Origin of the sequence: Burkholderia sp. AU15512, from assembly GCF_002223325.1 — a bacterium.
In the GTDB taxonomy this organism is placed as follows: Bacteria; Pseudomonadota; Gammaproteobacteria; order Burkholderiales; family Burkholderiaceae; genus Burkholderia.
The window spans coordinates 1,045,870-1,064,899 of sequence record NZ_NKEX01000008.1 but is presented as its reverse complement, the minus strand read 5'-3'; the positions used below and the strand labels follow the sequence as shown (position 1 = coordinate 1,064,899).

At 67.7% G+C, this 19,030-nt stretch carries 16 protein-coding genes; 9 read left to right on the top strand and 7 right to left on the bottom strand.

The window, feature by feature from the left end; translation table 11 throughout:
- Nucleotides 1-33: 33 nt before the first annotated feature.
- Nucleotides 34-2,469, bottom strand: a complete 2,436-nt coding sequence (locus CFB43_RS36735) for a PEP-utilizing enzyme (protein WP_089498934.1) — start codon at nucleotides 2,467-2,469, stop codon at nucleotides 34-36.
- A 358-nt stretch (nucleotides 2,470-2,827) separates the two neighbouring features.
- Between CFB43_RS36735 and CFB43_RS36730 the strand changes: the two genes are divergently transcribed.
- Nucleotides 2,828-3,226, top strand: coding sequence for a surface-adhesin E family protein (locus tag CFB43_RS36730; RefSeq protein WP_089498933.1), 399 nt, complete (start codon nucleotides 2,828-2,830; stop codon nucleotides 3,224-3,226).
- A 162-nt stretch (nucleotides 3,227-3,388) separates the two neighbouring features.
- Here the strand turns inward: CFB43_RS36730 and CFB43_RS36725 are convergent, their stop codons facing one another.
- From CFB43_RS36725 to CFB43_RS36695, 5 genes are all read right to left on the bottom strand, one after another.
- Complete coding sequence (locus CFB43_RS36725) at nucleotides 3,389-4,564, bottom strand: ABC transporter ATP-binding protein (RefSeq protein WP_089498932.1); 1,176 nt, start codon at nucleotides 4,562-4,564, stop codon at nucleotides 3,389-3,391.
- Nucleotides 4,561-5,214, bottom strand: a complete 654-nt coding sequence (locus CFB43_RS36720; protein ID WP_089498931.1) for an ABC transporter permease — start codon at nucleotides 5,212-5,214, stop codon at nucleotides 4,561-4,563. Before CFB43_RS36720 ends, CFB43_RS36725 begins: the two co-directional genes overlap by 4 nt.
- 10 nt (nucleotides 5,215-5,224) lie before the next feature.
- Nucleotides 5,225-6,136 (bottom strand): glycine betaine ABC transporter substrate-binding protein, encoded by a 912-nt coding sequence (locus CFB43_RS36715; protein ID WP_089498930.1) that lies wholly within the window; start codon nucleotides 6,134-6,136, stop codon nucleotides 5,225-5,227.
- The gene (locus CFB43_RS36710) at nucleotides 6,133-6,849 is read right to left on the bottom strand and encodes an ABC transporter permease (RefSeq protein ID WP_089498929.1); all 717 of its coding nucleotides are present in this window, start codon (nucleotides 6,847-6,849) and stop codon (nucleotides 6,133-6,135) included. The genes CFB43_RS36715 and CFB43_RS36710 overlap by 4 nt, the downstream gene beginning before the upstream one ends.
- Before the next feature lie 613 nt (nucleotides 6,850-7,462).
- Nucleotides 7,463-8,557 (bottom strand): AraC family transcriptional regulator, encoded by a 1,095-nt coding sequence (locus CFB43_RS36695; protein WP_089498928.1) that lies wholly within the window; start codon nucleotides 8,555-8,557, stop codon nucleotides 7,463-7,465.
- Between the two features lie 251 nt (nucleotides 8,558-8,808).
- Here CFB43_RS36695 and CFB43_RS36690 point away from each other — a divergent pair, with 251 nt between their 5' ends.
- Genes CFB43_RS36690 through CFB43_RS36680 form a run of 3 tightly spaced genes read left to right on the top strand, consistent with a single transcriptional unit; the run spans nucleotide 8,809 to nucleotide 13,110 of the window.
- Nucleotides 8,809-10,200 (top strand): APC family permease, encoded by a 1,392-nt coding sequence (locus CFB43_RS36690; RefSeq protein ID WP_089498927.1) that lies wholly within the window; start codon nucleotides 8,809-8,811, stop codon nucleotides 10,198-10,200.
- A 57-nt stretch (nucleotides 10,201-10,257) separates the two neighbouring features.
- Nucleotides 10,258-11,655 carry an aspartate aminotransferase family protein gene (locus CFB43_RS36685; protein WP_089498926.1) on the top strand — a complete coding sequence of 466 codons (1,398 nt, stop codon included), beginning with the start codon at nucleotides 10,258-10,260 and terminating at the stop codon, nucleotides 11,653-11,655.
- A 30-nt stretch (nucleotides 11,656-11,685) separates the two neighbouring features.
- A complete protein-coding gene (locus CFB43_RS36680; RefSeq protein WP_089498925.1) occupies nucleotides 11,686-13,110 on the top strand; it encodes an aldehyde dehydrogenase family protein in 1,425 nt (474 codons plus the stop codon).
- A gap of 178 nt (nucleotides 13,111-13,288) precedes the next feature.
- Here the strand turns inward: CFB43_RS36680 and CFB43_RS36675 are convergent, their stop codons facing one another.
- Nucleotides 13,289-14,143, bottom strand: a complete 855-nt coding sequence (locus tag CFB43_RS36675; RefSeq protein ID WP_089430150.1) for a FadR/GntR family transcriptional regulator — start codon at nucleotides 14,141-14,143, stop codon at nucleotides 13,289-13,291.
- 228 nt (nucleotides 14,144-14,371) lie between these two features.
- On the opposite strand from CFB43_RS36675, the gene CFB43_RS36670 reads away from it, so the two are divergent.
- The 5 genes from CFB43_RS36670 to CFB43_RS36650 all read left to right on the top strand — a co-directional run bounded on the left by CFB43_RS36670 (nucleotide 14,372) and on the right by CFB43_RS36650 (nucleotide 19,012).
- Nucleotides 14,372-15,580 carry an ABC transporter substrate-binding protein gene (locus CFB43_RS36670; protein ID WP_089498924.1) on the top strand — a complete coding sequence of 403 codons (1,209 nt, stop codon included), beginning with the start codon at nucleotides 14,372-14,374 and terminating at the stop codon, nucleotides 15,578-15,580.
- A gap of 69 nt (nucleotides 15,581-15,649) precedes the next feature.
- Nucleotides 15,650-16,510 carry a branched-chain amino acid ABC transporter permease gene (locus CFB43_RS36665; protein WP_089459596.1) on the top strand — a complete coding sequence of 287 codons (861 nt, stop codon included), beginning with the start codon at nucleotides 15,650-15,652 and terminating at the stop codon, nucleotides 16,508-16,510.
- Nucleotides 16,507-17,550: a branched-chain amino acid ABC transporter permease gene (locus CFB43_RS36660; RefSeq protein ID WP_089498923.1), complete on the top strand. Its 1,044-nt coding sequence runs from the start codon at nucleotides 16,507-16,509 to the stop codon at nucleotides 17,548-17,550. Before CFB43_RS36665 ends, CFB43_RS36660 begins: the two co-directional genes overlap by 4 nt.
- Nucleotides 17,547-18,314: an ABC transporter ATP-binding protein gene (locus CFB43_RS36655; RefSeq protein ID WP_089498922.1), complete on the top strand. Its 768-nt coding sequence runs from the start codon at nucleotides 17,547-17,549 to the stop codon at nucleotides 18,312-18,314. Before CFB43_RS36660 ends, CFB43_RS36655 begins: the two co-directional genes overlap by 4 nt.
- Entirely contained in the window at nucleotides 18,311-19,012 is a 702-nt protein-coding gene (locus tag CFB43_RS36650) for an ABC transporter ATP-binding protein (protein WP_089498921.1), read from the top strand. Before CFB43_RS36655 ends, CFB43_RS36650 begins: the two co-directional genes overlap by 4 nt.
- Nucleotides 19,013-19,030: the final 18 nt, after the last annotated feature.

The window sequence follows — 19,030 nt, the reverse complement described above, 5'->3', positions numbered from 1 at the left end:
GTCAGGCTCGGGCGTACGGCAACCGCATCCTGTTTATTCGACCAGCGTCAGCCGGCCGTCGCTGAGCCGCACCTCGCGCCCGATCCACGCCGCATCGACGCGCGGCAGCACGGCCGACGGCTTGCGCAGTTCGCGCAGCAGTGTCGCGCCGTGCGACAGTCGGCCCCCCATGCGCGCGATCACGGCGCGCGCGGCCTGGTACTGCGCGTGCCGGCCCGGATCGAGCGTGTCTTCCAGCAGGATGTCGTGGCCGAGCACGCCTTGCGTGTGACCCGGATAGATCATGAAGCCGGCCGCCTCGTCGGTGCCTTCGCCGCCGTCCTGCCAGAAGCTGCCGTTGCGTTCGCGGCGCTCGGGATGCGGCGCGAACCACGTGCCGCGATCGGCGGCCGGCATCGCATGATGCAGCCGGAAGAACACGCGCATCAGATTGTCGCGATACCACTCGCGCACCTGCAGATACCAGCCGCGCATGCCGGGCGCGCCGAGCGTGTGGAGCACGCGAACCGGCAGCGGCCAGTCGGGAAACGCCTGCAGCGGGAGGTCGGTAGGCATGGGCCGCGTGGTGCCCGGATCGGTTTCCCACGGCAGGCGATGCGGGCTGTCGTCGAGCTGGCCGTATGCGGTCGGCGGACGGCCCCACAGTGCGCCGCCGCTGCTGGCCAGCGATGACGCGATGCACAGGTTGCCCTGCACGACGAACACGTAGAAGCGCGTGAACCAGTCGGCCAGTTGCTGGCCGTCGGCGTGCTGCTCGACGAGCGTCGCGAGTTCCTGGTCGAAGCGCTGCAAGCCGCGTTCGAGCGTCGGCAGATGTCCGCGCGCGACGCGCAGCATGCGCCAGAACACCGGCAGCGAACCCAGCAGCCGCAGCGGGCGCCAGCGCAGCGGCGGCGTCGCGCCGCCGATCTCGCCGCTGTAGTTGCCGGCCGACACGCCCCAGTCGGCGAGGCGGGCGAGGAACAGGTCGTTGTTGATGTACGACGCGCCGCCATAGAGCGCGGTGAATGGTTCGTTATCCTGCAGTACGCGGGCATCCCAGCGCGCCATGATCGCCGGGATGCTGCCGGCCGCGCGTCGTTGCGCGTACTCGACCAGCCGGCTCGGCTGCGGCGGCAGGATCTCGGCGATGTTCGCGGCGGTCAGGTGGCGATGCCAGCCGTAGCTGCTGATCGGACGGTACTGCAGCAGCCACAGCTGCCGGCCGTCCCATGCCCATTCGACGTCGCCCGGCACGTAGTGGAACGCGTGCAGCACGCGTTGCAGGAAGGTCCACAGCTGCGGCGCGCTCAGGCCGTGCGCGGTGGGGAACGTACCGCGCTGCCAGGGCTCGCCGAGCCGCGACAGGATCGCGCGTTGCGGGCTGGCCTGCCCGTCGGCGAGCGTTTCGAGGTGGCCTTCCACCCATTCGACTTCGACCGCCAGATGCCGCACGAACGCGACGCCCGACAGCACGGGCGTGATGAAGCGCTGCACGACCGCTTCCTCGAGGCCGCCATTGAGCAACTCGGCCACGCGCGCGGCCGCCTGCGCGGCCGGTACGCGCAGGAACGTCGTATGCAGGCCGGCGTTGGCCGCATCGGCCTGGTCTTCACCGTGGCTCGACGAGCGGACCGCCCACTCGGCATCGGGCTGGCTCGCGAGAAAGCCGGGCAGGCGCGGATCGTCGGCGCGGGTCAGCGACAGCGCGGGCGGCACGGGCAGGCCAGCCATCGTGGCCAGCGCCAGGCGCCCGCCCTTGGTATGCGCGACGAAGCCGGCATCGCCCGCTTCGAGCCAGTGCACGAATGCCGCCGGCGCGTCGATCCACGGATAGTGTCCCCAGCCGGCCTGCAGCGTGACGGTGAGGTCGGCGCGCGCGAGGATGGCCGACCACGCGGCGGCCTGGCGCACGCCGAGCACGTTGTCCTGGTCGCCCCACACGAGTTCGATGCGATCGGCGACCCACTCGAGCAGCGGCAGCGCGGTATCGGCACGCACGAGATCCCAGTGCGGCAGGAACGCACGGCAGCGCGCATAGCCGGCGCCCATGCGGCGGTACTGTGCGCGTGTCCACGTCAGGTTCGAGAACTTGCGGGCGAACAGCGTCGGGTAGTGCGCGAGCAACCAGTGGATGGTCTTGCGCAGCGGCTTCGGCGCCATCAGTTTCGGCAGGCGCCGTTCCCACAGAAATGCGCCAACGGGCGCGAGCAGCACGCTGCGGCTGAAGTGGCCGGGGCGTCGCTGCAACGCGTGCAGCACCAGCAGCGCGTTCACGCCGACCGCCATGATCGCGTGGCCCGGCTCGGTCATGTCGAGCAGCGCTTGCGCATAGGCGGCGAGATCCTCGCAGGGCGGCGCGGGGTTGTCGCCGAAACCCGGCAGTTCCAGCGGCACAGGCTGGTAATGCCGGAAGTGGGGCAGCGCATCGTCCCACCAGTCGGCCGCGCTGCCGTTACCGGCGAGGAGGTACAGGATCGGTTTGCTCATGGAGGCTTCGTCGGCGGGCGATCGTCGCAAGGGCGCGCGGTCGGGGCGGCGCCGTTTACGGATGCCACGGGTCGTGTCCGTGTTGTCTTGTTCGCGTTGCGCCGGTGCGAGTGGAATGGAAGGGCGGCCCGCTCGGCTTGATGTTCGATTATTGCGGGCATTCTACGCGAGTCGAATTCATGCAATTCGCGATGCATTCGGCGCTCGGATTTTTCTATACGCGCTCGATAGGTGTGACCGGATGGCGATTGGGCGAAATGATTTGAAGTCGGTGAATGATCCGGTTCGAATCGCGCACGTCACGCAACCGGAGAAAGTAGAATCAGGCCGCCGGAATTCACCGAGCCGGATTCGAGGAATGAAAATGAAAAGACGCTGGATTGCGGGTGCATCCCTTGCGCTCGTCGCAAGCGGGGCATGGGCCGAGAGCTGGATCACGCTTGGCCCCGGCCCGGCTATCGCGCTCTATGTGGATCCCGCTTCCGTCGAGCGTCATCCGCTCAATTCGTGGGTGACGGTCAAGATCGTTTATGCCGAGCCGCGCCGTTACTCGGCGCCGTTTCCGGTGAAGCGCGTCGTTTCCGATTGGTCGTTCGACTGCGAGAACAAGACCTGGGCGATGGGCAAGACCAGCATGGCCGGAGCGCAGCCGGGCGAGGTCTACATATCTCGCGAAAATTCGGATGATTACCGGTATGTCGAGCGCGACTCCATTCAGACGCTGGTCATGGATTACGTCTGCGGGAAACACGGATGATGGAAATGGCGTCCGCTCGCCGGTGCCGGTTTGACGGTTTTCAGTTGAAGGCGGGTCAGGCGGCGTTCGATCGCCGGGCCTGACCGCACGCTTTTTTCCCTCGCGCACGGTATCGATTCGCTTGCCCGTGCCGATGCGACGCTGCACCGGCACGGAGACGAATCAGTGCGTGGCGCTTGCCGCGACCGCATCGGCCGGGCTGCCGGGCGGCTGGCCCGTCTGCCGGCGCGAGCGGCCCGAGCTGAGGTACGCGGCGATCGAGTCCTGCGTGATCTCGCCGAGCCACGCGCCGTCGGGGTCGAGCACCGGCATCCACGACGCGCTGTACTGGTACATCTTCGACAGCACGATGCGCAGGTTGTCGTCCGCCGCGACACCGGCCGGGAAGGGCGTCACGCGCTCGCCGCACACGCCGCTGCCGGTGCGCGCCGCGCGGCGCGTCACGTAGCCGAGCGCGCGGCCCGCGTCGTCGAGCACGGTCAGGTAGCGGCAGTCGGTTTCGTCCATCACGGCGAGCGCGTGTGCGAGCGGCGTATCGACCCGGGCCGTTTCGGGCTGCGTGGCGGCGTCGCCGGCCTTCACGAGCAGCAGGCGCTTGAGCGTGCTGTCCTGGCCCACGAACTGCGCGACGAATTCGTCGCGCGGCCGGGCGAGCAGCGTGTCGGGGTGATCGTATTGCACGAGCTGGCCGCGCCGGAACACGGCGATGCGATCGCCCAGCTTGATCGCTTCGTCGATATCGTGGCTCACCATGATCACGGTCTTGTTCAGTTGCCGCTGCATCTGGAAAAACTCGTTCTGGATCGATTCGCGATTGATCGGATCGACCGCGCCGAACGGTTCGTCCATCAGCAGCACGGGCGGATCGGCGGCCAGCGCGCGAATCACGCCGATCCGCTGCTGCTGCCCGCCCGACAGCTCGCGCGGATAGCGTTTCAGGTACAGCTTCGGATCGAGCGCGACCATCGCCATCAGGTCGCGCGCGCGCTCGGCGCAGCGCTTCTTGTCCCAGCCCAGCAGGCGCGGCACGACGGTGATGTTTTCCTCGATCGTCATGTTCGGGAACAACCCGATCTGCTGGATCACGTAGCCGATGTGGCGCCGCAGGTCGACCTCGTTCAGCTGCGCCGTATCCTCGCCGTTGATCAGCACGCGGCCGGATGTGGGGGCGATGAGCCGGTTGATCATCTTGAGCGTGGTGGTCTTGCCGCAGCCCGACGGGCCGAGGAACACGCAGATTTCCCCCTCGGCCACCGAGAGGCTCACGGCGTCGACGGCGCGCACGGCCTGGCCGTCCTTGCGCGTGAAGGTCTTGGTCAGTTTGTCGAGTTCGATCATGTCTTCTGGACTCCCTTCGGTGTCAATGCTCGCTGCAGCCTCTGCAGGAGCCGGTCGGCGACGATCGCGAGCAGGCTCACGAGCACCGCGCCCACCAGCAGTTTCATCATGCTGCTCTGGCCGATGGCGCGCAGGATCAGCGTGCCGAGCCCGCCCGCGCCGACCACGGCGGCGATCGTCATCACGCCGATGTTCATCACGACGGCGGTGCGCACGCCCGCGAGAATCACGGGCACCGCGAGCGGCAGGTCGACGAGCCGCAGGCGCTGCCACGACGTCATGCCGATGCCGGTGCCGGCTTCCTTGATGCCCGCATCGACGTTGTGCAACGCGAGGTACGTGTTGCGCATGATCGGCAGCAGCGAGTACAGGAACACGGCGGTGATCGCGGGGGTGGCGCCGATCCCCTGGCCGAAGCGCGAGAAGAGCGGGATCATCAGGCCGAACAGCGCGATGGACGGCAGCGTGAGCACGACGGTCGCGACGCCGAGCAGCGGCCCGGCAAGCCAGTCATGGCGATTGATCAGGATGCCGAGCGGTACGCCGGCCACGATCGCGCAGCCTACGGCGATGCCGACCAGCCAGATGTGCTGCAACGTGAGCTGCAGCAGTTCGGGCCAGCTCGACGCGAGATAGTCGAATACGTTCATCGGTTCTCCTTCAAGGCAGCTTGTGCGTGCGCAGGAACGCGTCGGCGACGTCGCGCGGCGACTTGCCGTCGAGGTCGACCTCCTTGGCCATCGCCTGCATCACGTCGTTGTCGAGCGCGGCCGACAGCGCATTGAGCTGCGTCGCAAGTTTCGGATTGCGATCGAGCGTGCCCTTGCGCACCACGGGCGTCGCGTTGTACGGCGGGAAGAAGTGCTTGTCGTCCTCGAGCGGCACGATGCCGAAGCCCTTCACGCGCCCGTCGGTCGTGTAGACGAGGCCGATCTTCAGCTGGTTGTTGTGCAGCGCCGTGTAGACGAGCCCCGGGTCCATCTGCTTGAGCTGCGCGCGGCTGAACTGCATGCCGTAGGCGGCGAGCAGCGGCTTCAGCCCGTCGGGGCGATTCGCGAATTCGGCGTCCATCCCGAACACGTAGTGCTTCGCGGCCGGGTCGGTCTTCAGGTGCTCGGCGAGCTGCGAGACGGTCCGGATGCCGGTGGCCTGCGCGAGCGGGCTGGGCAGGCCGATCGCGTAGGTGTCGTTGAGCGGCGACGCGTCGAGCCAGACGAGCCCGCGCGGCACGTCGAGCGCCTTGACGCGCCGGTACATTTCGTCGGGCGACAGCTTGTCGTCGATCTTGTTGTAGACGAGCGCGGCGGTGCCCGTGTAATCCCACATGAGATCGAACTGGCCGTTCTCCAGCGCGCTGCGCACGAGCGTGCTGCCGAGGCCCGAGCGGACTTCCACGTCGTAGCCGCGCGCGCGCAGGTATTGCGCGGTGAGTTCCGCCAGCACGTATTGCTCGGTGAAGTTCTTCGCGCCCAGCACGAGCTTCGCCGCGCAGGCCGGTGCGCTCGCCGCCACGCACAACGCGGCGACGGCGCACAGGCGCGCGAACGATCGAATGGTGCGGTGGAGCGTCATGCGGCACCTCCGTGGCGGGCGAGCCAATGGCGGCTGCCGGCCGCGACGAGGCCGTCCAGCACGAGCGCGAGGATCGCGGTGAGCGACGCGCCGAGCAGCAGCAGCGGCTGGTTGTCGAGATAGATGCCGGGGAAAATCAGCGAGCCGAGACTGTCCGCGCCGATCAGGTAGGCGAGCGGGGCCGTGCCGACGTTGATCGCCAGCGCGGTGCGCACGCCGCCGACGATGATCGGCAGCGCATTGGGCAACTCCACGCGCACGAGCGATTGCCAGCCCGTCATGCCGATGCCCTTGGCGGCTTCGCGCAGTGCGGCCGGCACGTTCTTCATGCCTTCGTAGGCATTGCGCGTGATGGGCAGCAGCGATGCGAGGAACAGCGCGACGATCGCGGGCACGTTGCCTATGCCGAAGATGCCGAGCGCGATGGCGAGCACGGCGAGCGACGGGATCGTGTTGCCGATGTTGAAGACCTGCATGAAGCGCTCGGCCTGATGCTGGAAGCGCGGCCGGCTCAGCAGCACGCCGGCCGGCACGCCCACGGCGATCGCGAGCGCCATCGAATAGACGACCAGCAGCATGTGCTGGCCCGCGTAGTACGCGAGATCGTCCGCGCGCTGGCTGAATGTGTCGGCGCCGATGCCGCGGGCGAGCGCCCAGGCGATGGCGACGATGGCGATCAGGCTGCCCACCAGCTGGACAGTGCGTCGAGTCATGAAGATACACCCCCTCAATCTCGGTGCGACACACGCACGGGCGCGCGCCGCGTGGACGCCGGATGGCGCCGCGATGGAAGTTCGTGATCCCGGCATGGCCGCGATTTGAACTGACGGAAACAGTCATGCCGGCCGCAACGAGGTGCGACTGGCGGTCGAGTGAACGCAATGCCGCGTTCGTCTGATTGTCATGTTCAGCCCGGCGGCGCCGTCATGGCGAGGCGCGTTCGAGCAGGGCACCGCCCCGTGAGGACGGCATGGATGCGGCGGGCGTGACACCTGCCGCTGGAGCCGGAGGCCCCCTTGACGTGGCGAAACGGATGCATGCGCAACGAATTGCGAAATGACATCACGTTGCACACGAGATCATGCATTTTGTGATGAAGTTGGGCCGAGTATAGAGTAATCGAATGATCGCGTCTACCTTGGGGAGCGATCGGGATTGCGTGCCGACGATCGCGCGGTGGCGATGAAGCGGGGAAGGATCACGCGTACGGAAAATGATTCGAATTCCGAATCGATGAGTGGGGCCGTCAACTTGAAGCGGGTTTCGCGTGCGCCCCGGCGTCGTGCCCGACTGTCACGCACCACCATGTCTCCACGCGCGCCGGGCCTATTCGCTGCCGTCCTGATCGGCGCGCGGCGCCCTGCCGGTCCAGCGTCGATACGCATGACGAAAGCTGCGCGGCTCGCTGTAGCCGAGCCGTTCCGCGATGGCCGCGACCGTCAGCTCGGGATCGTCGAGCATCCGCACTGCTTCGTCGCGGCGCACGTCGTCGAGCAGCGACTGGAACGTGAGGCCGTCCTTGTCGAGCCGCCGGCGCAGCGTGCGCTCCGTCAGGTGCAGGGCATTCGCGAGCGACGTCATCGACTTGAAGCGCGCGAGGTCGCGCGCCATCAGCTCCCTCGCGCGATCGGCGAAGCGCGTGCCGACCGACGCGGCCCACTGCCGTTCGAGCGCCTCGCACTGGCCATGCAGCGCATTGAAGCTGACTTCGTTCGCGAGCAGTGGCATCTCGGTGCCGTTCACCGACGTGAACACGAGCCGGTTGTCGCCCGCATTGAACACGACCTTGCAGCCGAAGTGGCGCGTGTAGTCGGCCGCATTGCGCGGCGTGCGGCGCGCGAGCTGCACCTGCTCGGGCCAGACCGGCTTGCCGACGAGATCGGACACGATCAGCCGCAGGCTCGACAGGCACATGTCGACCTGGAACACCTCGAGATCGGGCTCGCCGTTGTAACGGCCGATCGTCACGCTCATGCCGTCCGCGTGCGTATCGATACGCACATCGAAATACAGCCCCATGAACAGCGGAAACTGGCCCATGCACCGGAATGCCTGCATCACCGAGCCGCTGATCAGCATCGCGTAGCCGGCGAGGCCGAGCGTCGATACGTGCAGCCGCGCGCCGATCGACAGCCCGATCGACGGCACGCCGCTGCACTGCAGCAGGTTGTGGAAGCAGCGCTGCTCCTGGCCGCGATTCACGTGCAGGTTCGGCGACGCGACTTCGTCCGCGCCGAGCCCCGTGCCGTCGAGCAGCGCGGCGCCGTCGATATGCCGCACGCGGCACTCGTCCAGCGCGACCGCGATCGCGTGGACGGTGGCGGGAATGTCCTCCTGGCGCCCGGCCGGGCGTGCGAGGCCGAGCGACGAGCGCAGGCTGCGCTCGGCCCGGCTCTGGTCTGGATGGGGGCGGCTGTTCATGGTGCTGAAGAGGCGACGGGGTCGCGTAGAACATAGCCGGAATGTCCGCAAAACGCCAGTGCCGCACAGCAGCATGCATGGCTCGCGGGCGCGCCGCACGGCGGCGTGTCCGGAAATATCCCCTGATTACGTCCGCTTTTCTCATTCGTGGCCGATTTTTTGGCGCACCACACTTTCTCCCAGCCGTACGCCGCCGGCCGTGCCGGGCGAACGAGTGTTGAAGCCGTGAACGCCACCCACGTGAGGACAGCATGGACAACGACAGCCCAGGTCGATACGCATCAGCCGCCGCGACGCATGACGTCGGCGCGCACGCGATGCGAGGCGACGCGGACCCGCACCGCAAGCCGCACCTGCTCGGGCTCGCGACGCTGGTGATCTTCGGCCTCGCGTACATGCTGCCGATGACGGTGTTCACGACTTACGGGATCGTCACGAGCGAGACCAACGGGCACCTGACCGCCGCGTATGCGGTCACGCTGGTCGCGATGCTGTTTACCGCGCGCAGCTACGGCCACATGGCGCGGCTGATGCCGAGCGCCGGGTCGGCCTATACGTTCGCGAGCCGCAACTTCGGCACGTCGGCCGGCTTCATGGTCGGCTGGGCGTTGCTGATGGACTACCTGTTCATCCCGATGATCAGCTACCTCGCGATCGGCATCTACATGAAGCAGATCTTCCCGGGCGTGCCGGCCAGCGTGTGGATCGTCGGCAGCATCGTGCTGATCACCGGGCTGAACATCGTCGGCATCCGGCTCGTCAATCGCGTGAACCTGATCCTGATCGCGAGCCAGCTCGTGTTCATCGCGATCTTCTTCATCGCTTCCGCGCGGGTCGCGTCGGGCGAAGGGTTGTCGATGGCCGTCGCGCTGCCGTCGTCGGGCGATGCGCGCGCGATCTTCGCCGGCTCCGCGATCCTGTGCCTGTCGTTCCTCGGCTTCGATGCGGTCACCACGCTGTCGGAGGAGACACGCGAGCCGAAGCGCACGGTGCCGCGCGCGATCCTGCTCTGCACGCTGGCGAGCGGCGTGCTGTTCATGCTGGTCGCGTACGTCGGGCAAGTGGTGTTTCCCGACTGGCACGCATTCAAGGATCTCGATTCGGCCAGCCTCGAACTGATGCGGCGCATCGGCGGCGGCACGCTGTCGGCGTTCTTCGTCGCGGTGTACGTGGCCGGCTGCTTCGCGAGCGCGATGGCGGGCCAGGCGAGCGTGACGCGCGTGCTGTTCGCGATGGGCCGCGACCGCGTGCTGCCCGAACGCGTCTTCGGCCACCTGCATGCACGGTTGCGCACGCCGGTGCGCGCGACGCTCGCGGTCGGCATCGTGTCGCTGTCCGCGTTGTTCATCACGCTCGATCTCGCGTCGACGATGATCAGCTTCGGTGCGCTCGTCGCGTTCGCGGTGGTGAACCTGTGCGTGATGCGCAGCTATCTGTGCCGGCCCGAGCATCGCCGCCTCGGTGGCTGGATCACGTTCGGCGCGATGCCGGCGATCGGTTTCGCGATGAACGTGTGGCTCTGGTCGGGCCTGTCGCGCCAGACGTTCTACGTCGGCACCGGCTGGCTCGTGCTCGGACTCTGCCAGCTCGTGTGGCTCACGCGCGGCTTCACGCGCCCGGCGCCGACGCTGTCGATGAATTGAATGACCGGTGGCCGACTGCCGGCCGCCGGCTCTGAAACCCTGAAGGAGGAATCATCCATGAACGCTGTTGACGTCAATCTCGATGCGGACCTGCAGGCCATCGGCAAACGCCACCTGCTGATGCATTTCACGCACGCCGATGCGTATCGCGACCACGCGCTGACCGTGTTCGACCGCGGCGAGGGCTGCTGGCTCGTCGACCGCAATGGCAAGCGCTACTTCGACGGGCTGGCCGGGCTGTACTGCGTGCAGGTCGGCTACAGCCACGGCGCGGAAATCGGCGACGCGATCCGCGAGCAGATGGTGCGGCTGCCGTTCGCGACCAACTGGGGGGTGGGCCACGAGCCGGCGATCAAGCTTGCGCACAAGCTCGCGGCGCTCGCGCCGGACGGGCTGAACCGCGTGTTCTTCACGTCGAGCGGCTCGGAGTCGAACGAATCGGCGATCAAGCTGGTGCGCCAGTATCACCAGTCGCGCGGCGAGCCGCAGCGGCGCAAGTTCATCGCGCGGCGCGTCGCGTATCACGGCACGTCGTTCGGCGCGCTCGCGCTGAACGGGATGACGAACTTCCGCAAGCATTTCGAGCCACTGATGTCGGGCGTGCGGCACGTGGGCAATACGAAGCGCTACGGCCGCCCGGCGGGCGAGACGGAAGCGCAGTTCACGCGCCACCTGCTCGACGAGATCGAATCGCTGATCGTGCAGGAAGGGCCGGATACCGTCGCCGCGATCGTCGTCGAGCCGCTGCAGAATGCGGGCGGCAGCCTGACGCCGCCGGCCGGCTATGCGGCCGGGCTGCGCGACATCTGCGACCGGCACGGCGTGCTGCTCGTCGCCGACGAAGTGATCTGCGGGTTCGGCCGGCTCGGCGAATATTTCGGCTCCGCGCGCTACGGGCTGAAGCCGGACATCATCACGTTCGCGAAAGGCATCGCGTCGGGCTACGTGCCGCTCGGCGGCGTGATCGCGAGCGATGCGGTGGTCGACACGGTGCTCGACGGCCCGCAGCAGATGTTCCTGCACGGCGCGACCTACGGCGGCCACCCGGTCGCGTGCACGGCCGCGCTCGCGAACCTCGCGATCATGGAGCGCGAAGGCGTGCTCGAGAACGTCCGCAGCAATGAAGCGGTGTTCCGCCAGACGCTCGACGGCCTGCTCGAACTGCCGTGCGTCGGCGACGTGCGCGGCGACGGCTATCACTATTCGCTCGAACTCGTGACCGACAAGGCCGCGCGCCGCTGGGCGGCCGGCATCAGCGCGCAGGCGTTCGTGTCGACGCTGCTCGCCCCCGCGATCTTCGACGCGGGGCTGCTGTGCCGCGCGGGCGTCGATCACGAAGGCACGCCGATCGTACAGTTCTCGCCGCCGCTCGTGATGTCGCGCGACGAGATCGTGTGGTTCGTCGCGAAGATCCGCGATATCCTCGTCGACAGCTTTGCGCGGGCGACGCGCTGAGCGGGGCGGCCTTCATTTCAGGAGCACTCGATGAGAACGTCACAACAGTCCTATATCGACGGCCAGTGGCTCGATCCGGCCGACGCACGATCGATCGACGTGATCGACCCGGCCACTGCACGGCCATATGCGCAGCTCAGGATCGGCGGCGCGGCCGACGTCGACCGCGCGGTCGGCGCGGCGAAGCAGGCTTTCGACACGTATTCGCGCTGGCCGGTGGACGAGCGCGTCGCGCTGCTGCGGCGCGTGCTCGAGATCTACCAGCGCCGCTACGAGGAGGTGGCGCAGACGATCAGCCAGGAGATGGGTGCGCCGATCGCCTTCGCGCGCGCGGCGCAGGCCGCGGTCGGCACCGCGCACCTCGAACAGACGATCCGCGCGCTGCAGTCGTTCCGTTTCAGCACGCAGACTGATTCGCTGCTGGTGTCGCACGAGCCGATCGGCGTGTGCGCGCTGATCACGCCGTGGAACTGGCCGATCAACCAGATCGTGTGCAAGGTCGCGCCGGCGCTCGCGGCCGGCTGCACGATGGTGCTCAAGCCGAGCGAGATCGCGCCGTTCAGCGCGATCCTGTTCGCGGAGATCCTGCACGAAGCCGGCGTGCCGCCCGGCGTGTTCAACCTCGTGCACGGCTACGGGCACGAAGTGGGCGACGCGCTGTCGCGGAATCCGGATGTCGACATGGTGTCGTTCACGGGTTCGACGCGCGCGGGCGTCGAGGTCGCGAAGGCCGCCGCCGATACCGTGAAGCGCGTGCACCAGGAACTCGGCAGCAAGAGCCCGAACCTGATCCTGCCCGATGCCGATATCGAGGATGCGGTCACAGGCGGCGCGCGCAGCTGCTTCGGCAACAGCGGCCAGTCGTGCAATGCGCCGACGCGCATGCTCGTGCATGCCGATCATCTGGCGCTGGCCGAGCAGGCCGCGCGGCGGGAGGCGGAGCGCACGGTCGTCGGCGATCCGCGTTCGGCGGAAACCGGTATCGGGCCGGTGGTCAGCCGCACGCAGTTCGACCGTATCCAGCACTTCATCCGGCTCGGGATCGAGGAGGGCGCGACGCTCGTCGCCGGCGGGCCGGGGCGTCCGGACGGGCTTGGTGACGGGTTCTACGTGCGGCCGACGGTTTTCTCGAACGTCACGCCGGACATGACGATCGCGCGTGAGGAAATCTTCGGGCCGGTGCTGGCGATCATGACCTACCGCACCGAAGAAGAAGCCATCGCGCTCGCGAACGATTCGGTCTACGGGCTCGCGGCCTACGTGCAGACGAAGGATATCGAGCGTGCGCGCAGAGTGGCGGCGCGGTTGCGGGTCGGCAACGTCCACATCAACTACCCGGCATGGAATCCGGCCGCGCCGTTCGGCGGCTACAAGCGCTCCGGCAACGGCCGCGAGTATGCGGAGTTCGGCCTCGTCGAGTATCTGGAGACGAAGGGCACGACGGGGTACGCGTGAGCATCCGTACGATGCGGCGCCCGCCCGGGTGATTCGCGGCGCGCGTGCGCGATTGCCTGCGCCGCTCGCGGCGGCCGGCCGCCACGGCCACGCACGGTTTCGGCAGTTACCGCGTGGCTGAAACTTCCCGTGCGCTGCGAAGCACGCGGCGTCGCGCCGACGCCGCGCTTGCCGGCAATCAGTCCTCGTCGGGATCCGTTGCGCCCGCATCGGATCCCGCAACGGGCGCGGCGGCCCGCCGGCGGATCTCGGAATCGAGGATCAACCGCCCGCGCAGCTTGCCCTTCATCCGCTTCACATGCTTGGGCGCCTCGGTCATGTGCTCGACCATCAGCGCCCGGACGCGCTCGGCATCGCGCTCGCGCGCGGCCTGCAGGATCGCCTTGTGGATCGACACGTTCGCTTCGCCGAAGCGCTTGTGCTCCACGAGCGGCGTATCGTTCCGAAATTCGATCAGCTGCCGGATCATCTCGTTGATCAGCTCGCAGCTGAAGCGCAGGAACGGGTTCGGGTTCGCGGCCGCGAGGATGTCGTGGAACGTCGTGTCCTCCTGGCGCTGGCGCAGCATGTGCCCGCGGTCGTGCACGCCCGACGCGCCGTCGCAGCACGCGATGTTCGCCTCCAGCGCCGCGAAGTCGCGCTCGCCCAGATGCGGCACGGCACCGGCCGCCAGCTCGGGTTCGAGCAGCTTGCGCACGGTGTAGATGTCGTCGATCGTCACGTCCTTGAAGAACAGGTAGTTCTGCAGCAGCTGCAGCGTGCGGTCGAGCGGCACCTCGACGACCATCCCGCCGCCGGACGGCCCCGTGGTGACCTTGATCAGCCCTTGCACCTCGAGCGACTTCAGCGCCTCGCGGATCGTGCTCTTGCTCACGGCATAGAGCTGCTGCAGCTCGGCTTCGCGCGGCAGGCGATCGCCCGGCTTCAGGTCCTTCTCGGTAATCAGCCGCTTGATCTCCTCGGCGACGAGGTCGGCCCGCTTCGGCTGCTTGATTTCGACCGCGAGGCCCGCCCTGGCTCGGTCCATGACCATCTTCACGACTCCTTTGTCTGACTCCGCGCCGCGTCATCGTCGACGATCCGTTCCGGCGCGGGTACGGAATTTTGCCTGATTGACACCAATTTTGATCAACTCTAGCATCGGGTTCATTCTATTTATCATGATAAATAGGATCAACCGGCGGCGCGCATCCTGCAGGGCGTGGGCACGGTTTGGCAGTCGGTCGCATCGCGTGTGTCCCCCTTTATCAGGAGCGTCAACTTGAATCGCCGAGAACTGTTGAAACTGGCCGCGCTGTCGGCCGTGCCGGGTGCGCTCGGCAGCATGTCGTCCCGCGCCGCGTTCGCGCAGGGTTCGTCCATCCAGCTCGCATGCCCGGTGCCGATGTCGGGGCCGTTCGCGGCCAACGGCAAGTACGCCGATCTCGGCATGCAGCTCGTCGTCCAGCAGTACGGCAAGGTGCTTGGCGCGCCGCTCGCCTACACGGCGCTCGACACCGAGGGCAAGCCCGCGACCGCCGTGCGGCGCGTGCAGGAGATCGCGCAGCAGAAGGGCGTGCGTTTCTTCGCGGGCGGCATCCTGTCGTCCGAGTCGCTGGCGATGGGCAAGGAAGTCCAGAAGGCGGGCGGCGTGTTCATCACGACGGCCGGCGCGGACGAGATCACCGGCAAGGATTGCAACGCCGCGACGTTCCGCTGGTCGGTGCCGACCTTCGGCGCGATCGAGCAGACGGTGCGCCCGTTGACCCAGATGCTGCCGAAGGCGAAGCGCTGGTACACGATCACGCCGCAATACGTGTTCGGCGAGGGCCTGCTGTCGGCCGCGAAGGCGATCTTCAAGGAAAAGGGCATCGAGCATGTCGGCAACAGCTACCACTCGCTCGCCGAGAAGGAGTTCAGCGGCTACCTGACGAACGCGGCGGCCGCGCAGCCGGACGTGCTGCTGATCCTGAACTTCGGCTCGCAGTCGTCGGACACGCTGCGCCAGGCCGTCAGCTTCGGGATGAAGCGCAACTGCACGATCCTGCTCGCGTGGGCATCGGGCCTCGAGCAGTTCGAGGCGCTCGGGCCCGACATCTGCGACGGCGTGTATTTCGGCGCGCAGTACTGGCACGGCATCGATTCGCCGCTGAATCGCGACCTCGTGAAGCGCGCGAACGCCACGTTCAAGGCGAACCCGAACTACAGCCTCGCGGGTTCCTACATCTGCTCGAAGATCCTGGTCGATGCGATGGTGAAGGCCGGCAGCGCCGATCCGAAGAAGGTGGTCGCGGCGATGGAGGGCATGAAGTACGACGGCCTCACGGGCCCGGAGGAAATCCGCAAGGGCGATCACCAGGTGCTGAAGAACTACTACCTGCTGAAGGGCAAGCCGAAGAGCCGGATGAAGAACGCGGACGACTACGCCGACATCGTCAGTTCGGGCCAGTCGTTCCTGCCGGTCGACAAGACGAGCTGCAAGCTCGCGTGACGCAGTGCATGCGTCCGCGGCCGTCGCGCGCCGCGGACGTCCGTTACCTTCCTTTCTGACACGGAAGCCATGAACGTCTATCTGCTGCAGATCGTCAACGGCATCGGCGTGGGCATGCTGTATTTCCTGCTCGCCGTCGGCCTGTCGATCGTGTTCGGCCTGCTGCGCTTCGTGAACTTCGCTCACGGTGCGTTCTACCTGCTCGGTGCGTATCTCTGCTACCAGGCGCTGCAATGGTCGGCGAATTTCTGGGTCGCGCTCGCGGTCGTGCCGCTCGTCGTCGGCGCGTTCGCGTGGAGCGTCGAAAAGCTCGTGCTGCGTCATGTGTACGCGCAGCAGCACGAATTCCACATCCTCGCGACGGTCGGGCTCGCGCTCGTGCTGCAGGAGTGCGCGATCCTCGCGTGGGGCCCGCTCGGCGACAACGTGCCGCCGCCCGACGCGCTGAACGGCGTCGTGATCTGGGGCGGCTTCGTCTACCCGAAATACCGGCTGTTCGTGATCGCGTTCACGGCCGTGCTCGCCGCGCTCCTGTGGTGGGTGCTCGAAGGCACGCGGCTCGGCAGCACGGTGCGCGCGGGCAGCGAATCGACGGAGATGGTGTCGCTGCTCGGCATCAACGTGACGCGCGTGTTCAGCCTCGTGTTCGCGCTCGGCGCGGCGACGGCCGCGCTCGCGGGCGTGCTCGCCGCACCGATCCGCGGCGTCGACCCGTTCATGGGCATCGAGGCGCTCGGCGTCGCGTTCGTCGTGGTCGTCGTCGGCGGGATGGGGAATTTTCTCGGGGCGCTGGTCGGCGGGCTGCTGGTCGGCATCGTGCAGAGCCTGATGAGCACGCTGTGGCCGGAAGGGGCGCGGCTGATGATCTATGTCGCGATGGCGGCCGTGCTGCTGTTGCGTCCGAACGGGTTGCTGGGGAGGGCCGCATGATCGAATCGTCGAAACCGCTGCCGCCCGGGACGGCGGCCTCGTCACGCCCGCGGCCGTGGCGCGGCGCATGGCAGCGGCCGGAAGGCTGGCTCGCGGTGGCCGTCGTGTGCGCGCTGCCGGTTGCGCTGAGCTCGGGCTCGCTCGCGACCGAGGTGCTGGTGTTCGCGCTCGCCGCGCTCGGCTGCAACCTGCTGCTCGGCTACACGGGGCTGCTGTCGTTCGGGCAGGGCATCTTCTTCGGGCTCGGCAGCTACGCGGCGGGGCTGGTGCTGACGCACGGCGTCGCATCGGTGACTGCCGCGCTGGTGGCAGCCACCGTGCTCGGTGCCGTCGCGGCCGCGCTCGTCGGCTGGTTCTCGATCCGGCAGCGCGGCACTTATTTCGTGATGCTGACGCTCGCGTTCGGGCAGCTGTTCTACTTTCTCGCCTATACGACGCCGGACCTCACGGGCGGCGACAACGGGCTGCTCGACATCCCGCGCCCCGCGCTGTCCCTGTTCGGGCATCCGCTCGTCTCGCTCGATTCACCGTGGCGCTACTACTGCTTCGTCGCGGTGCTGTTCGTCGCGGTGTTCTGGCTGTTGTTGCGCGTGTCGCGCTCCGTGTTCGGCCGTACGCTGCTCGCGATCCGCGACAACGAAGCGCGCGCGGCGGCGGCCGGCTACGACGTGAAGCGCTTCAAGCTCGCGGCGTTCGTGCTGTCGGGTGCGGTCACGGGTTTGGCCGGTGCGCTGCACGCGTTGATGACGGGCATCGCGCCGCTGTCGAACATCGACTATCACACGAGCGAGATGATCCTCGTGATGACGGTGATCGGCGGCACGGGCAACCTGTTCGCGTCGGTGCTCGGCGCGGCGTTCTACGTGCTGTTCGCGGACTGGCTGTCGACGCTGTGGCCGCGCTGGCTGCTGCTGCTCGGCCTCGTGCTGATCGCGGTCAGCCTGTTCATGCAGCGCGGGTTGTGGGGACTGGGTGAACACGTCGCGGTGTCGCTGCGGCGCGGTGCACGGACGGCGACGACGACCGGGGAGCAGCAATGAGCGAAGCGATTCTCGAGGCGAGCGGCATCGTCAAGCGCTACGGTAAGTTCACGGCGCTGGGCGGCGTCGATCTGCGGATCATGCCGCGCACCGTGCATTCGGTGATCGGGCCGAACGGCGCCGGCAAGACGACACTGTTCCATACGTTGACGGGCACGCTGCCGATCACGTCGGGCTCGATCCTGTTCGACGGTCACGACGTGTCGCGCGAACCCGATCACAAGCGCGTGCGGCGCGGCATCGCGCGCTCGTTCCAGGTGACGAGCCTGTTTCCGAACCTGAGCGTGCGCGAGAACCTGCGCGTCGCCGCGCAGGGCGTCGAAGCGCGGCGCGCGCTGAATCCGTGGGCGGCGCCGCGCGGTGCGCTCGCGCACGACGGCATCGTCGACGACGTGCTCGAGCGGCTCGGCCTGCAGCGCTTCGCCGATACGGCGGCGGGCGTGCTGTCGCACGGCCAGCAGCGCCGGCTTGAGGTCGGGATGGCGCTGGCGGCGCGACCGCGCGCGATCTTTCTCGACGAGCCGACGTCGGGCATGGGGATCGACGACCTCGACGACATGAAGGCACTGATCCGCGGCCTGCGAGACGACTACACGGTCGTGCTGATCGAACACAACATGGGCATCGTGATGGACATCTCGGACACGATTACGGTGATGCAGCAGGGCCGCGTGCTGGTCGAAGGCAAGCCGGACGCGATTCGCGGCGATGAGCGCGTGCGCAGCGCGTATCTCGGCAACATGATCACGGGAGGCCGCGCATGATGCTCGACGTGAAGGACGTTCATGCCTGCTACGGCAAGAGCCACATCCTGCAGGGCATTTCGCTGAACGTGAACGAAGGCGAGACGGTGACGCTGCTCGGCCGCAACGGCGCGGGCAAGTCGACGACGCTCAAGACGGTCGCGGGCGTCGTCGCGCCGACCGGCGGCACGGTGACGTTCGCGGGCCGGCCGGTGTCCGGGCAGCCCGCGCACCGGATCGCCGCGCGCGGCCTGTGCTTCGTGCCGGAGCATCGCGGGATTTTCCGCCTGCTGTCGGTCGAGGAGAACCTGCGGCTCGGTGCGCGCCGCGATTCACCGTGGCAGCTCGACGACATCTACCGGATCTTCCCGCGCCTGAAGGAGCGCCGCCGCAACGGCGGCGCGCAGTTGTCGGGCGGCGAGCAGCAGATGCTCGCGATCGGCCGCGCGCTGATGAACCACCCGCGGCTGCTGATGCTCGACGAGCCGGTGGAAGGGCTCGCGCCGGTGATCGTCGAGGAGATCGTCGAGCAGCTGAAGCAGATCAAGGCGGCCGGCGTGGCGATCCTGCTCGTCGAACAGAACCTCGAAGTGTGCACGCAGCTCGCCGACCGCCACTTCGTGATCGAACAGGGCGTGATCGTCTACGAAGGCAGCAACGCGGCGTTCGCGGCCGATCACGAGGTGAAGGACCGTTACCTGGGCGTCGGTGTCGCGTAAGCGCCGCGCCCTTTCATT

Bases quoted from the DNA above. Each gene is read 5' to 3' on its own strand.
- CFB43_RS36735 (WP_089498934.1), bottom strand. From the start codon at position 2,469: ATGAGCAAACCGATCCTGTACCTCCTCGCCGGTAACGGCAGCGCGGCC.
- CFB43_RS36730 (WP_089498933.1), top strand. From the start codon at position 2,828: ATGAAAATGAAAAGACGCTGGATTGCGGGTGCATCCCTTGCGCTCGTC.
- CFB43_RS36725 (WP_089498932.1), bottom strand. From the start codon at position 4,564: ATGATCGAACTCGACAAACTGACCAAGACCTTCACGCGCAAGGACGGC.
- CFB43_RS36720 (WP_089498931.1), bottom strand. From the start codon at position 5,214: ATGAACGTATTCGACTATCTCGCGTCGAGCTGGCCCGAACTGCTGCAG.
- CFB43_RS36715 (WP_089498930.1), bottom strand. From the start codon at position 6,136: ATGACGCTCCACCGCACCATTCGATCGTTCGCGCGCCTGTGCGCCGTC.
- CFB43_RS36710 (WP_089498929.1), bottom strand. From the start codon at position 6,849: ATGACTCGACGCACTGTCCAGCTGGTGGGCAGCCTGATCGCCATCGTC.
- CFB43_RS36695 (WP_089498928.1), bottom strand. From the start codon at position 8,557: ATGAACAGCCGCCCCCATCCAGACCAGAGCCGGGCCGAGCGCAGCCTG.
- CFB43_RS36690 (WP_089498927.1), top strand. From the start codon at position 8,809: ATGGACAACGACAGCCCAGGTCGATACGCATCAGCCGCCGCGACGCAT.
- CFB43_RS36685 (WP_089498926.1), top strand. From the start codon at position 10,258: ATGAACGCTGTTGACGTCAATCTCGATGCGGACCTGCAGGCCATCGGC.
- CFB43_RS36680 (WP_089498925.1), top strand. From the start codon at position 11,686: ATGAGAACGTCACAACAGTCCTATATCGACGGCCAGTGGCTCGATCCG.
- CFB43_RS36675 (WP_089430150.1), bottom strand. From the start codon at position 14,143: ATGGTCATGGACCGAGCCAGGGCGGGCCTCGCGGTCGAAATCAAGCAG.
- CFB43_RS36665 (WP_089459596.1), top strand. From the start codon at position 15,650: ATGAACGTCTATCTGCTGCAGATCGTCAACGGCATCGGCGTGGGCATG.
- CFB43_RS36660 (WP_089498923.1), top strand. From the start codon at position 16,507: ATGATCGAATCGTCGAAACCGCTGCCGCCCGGGACGGCGGCCTCGTCA.
- CFB43_RS36655 (WP_089498922.1), top strand. From the start codon at position 17,547: ATGAGCGAAGCGATTCTCGAGGCGAGCGGCATCGTCAAGCGCTACGGT.
- CFB43_RS36650 (WP_089498921.1), top strand. From the start codon at position 18,311: ATGATGCTCGACGTGAAGGACGTTCATGCCTGCTACGGCAAGAGCCAC.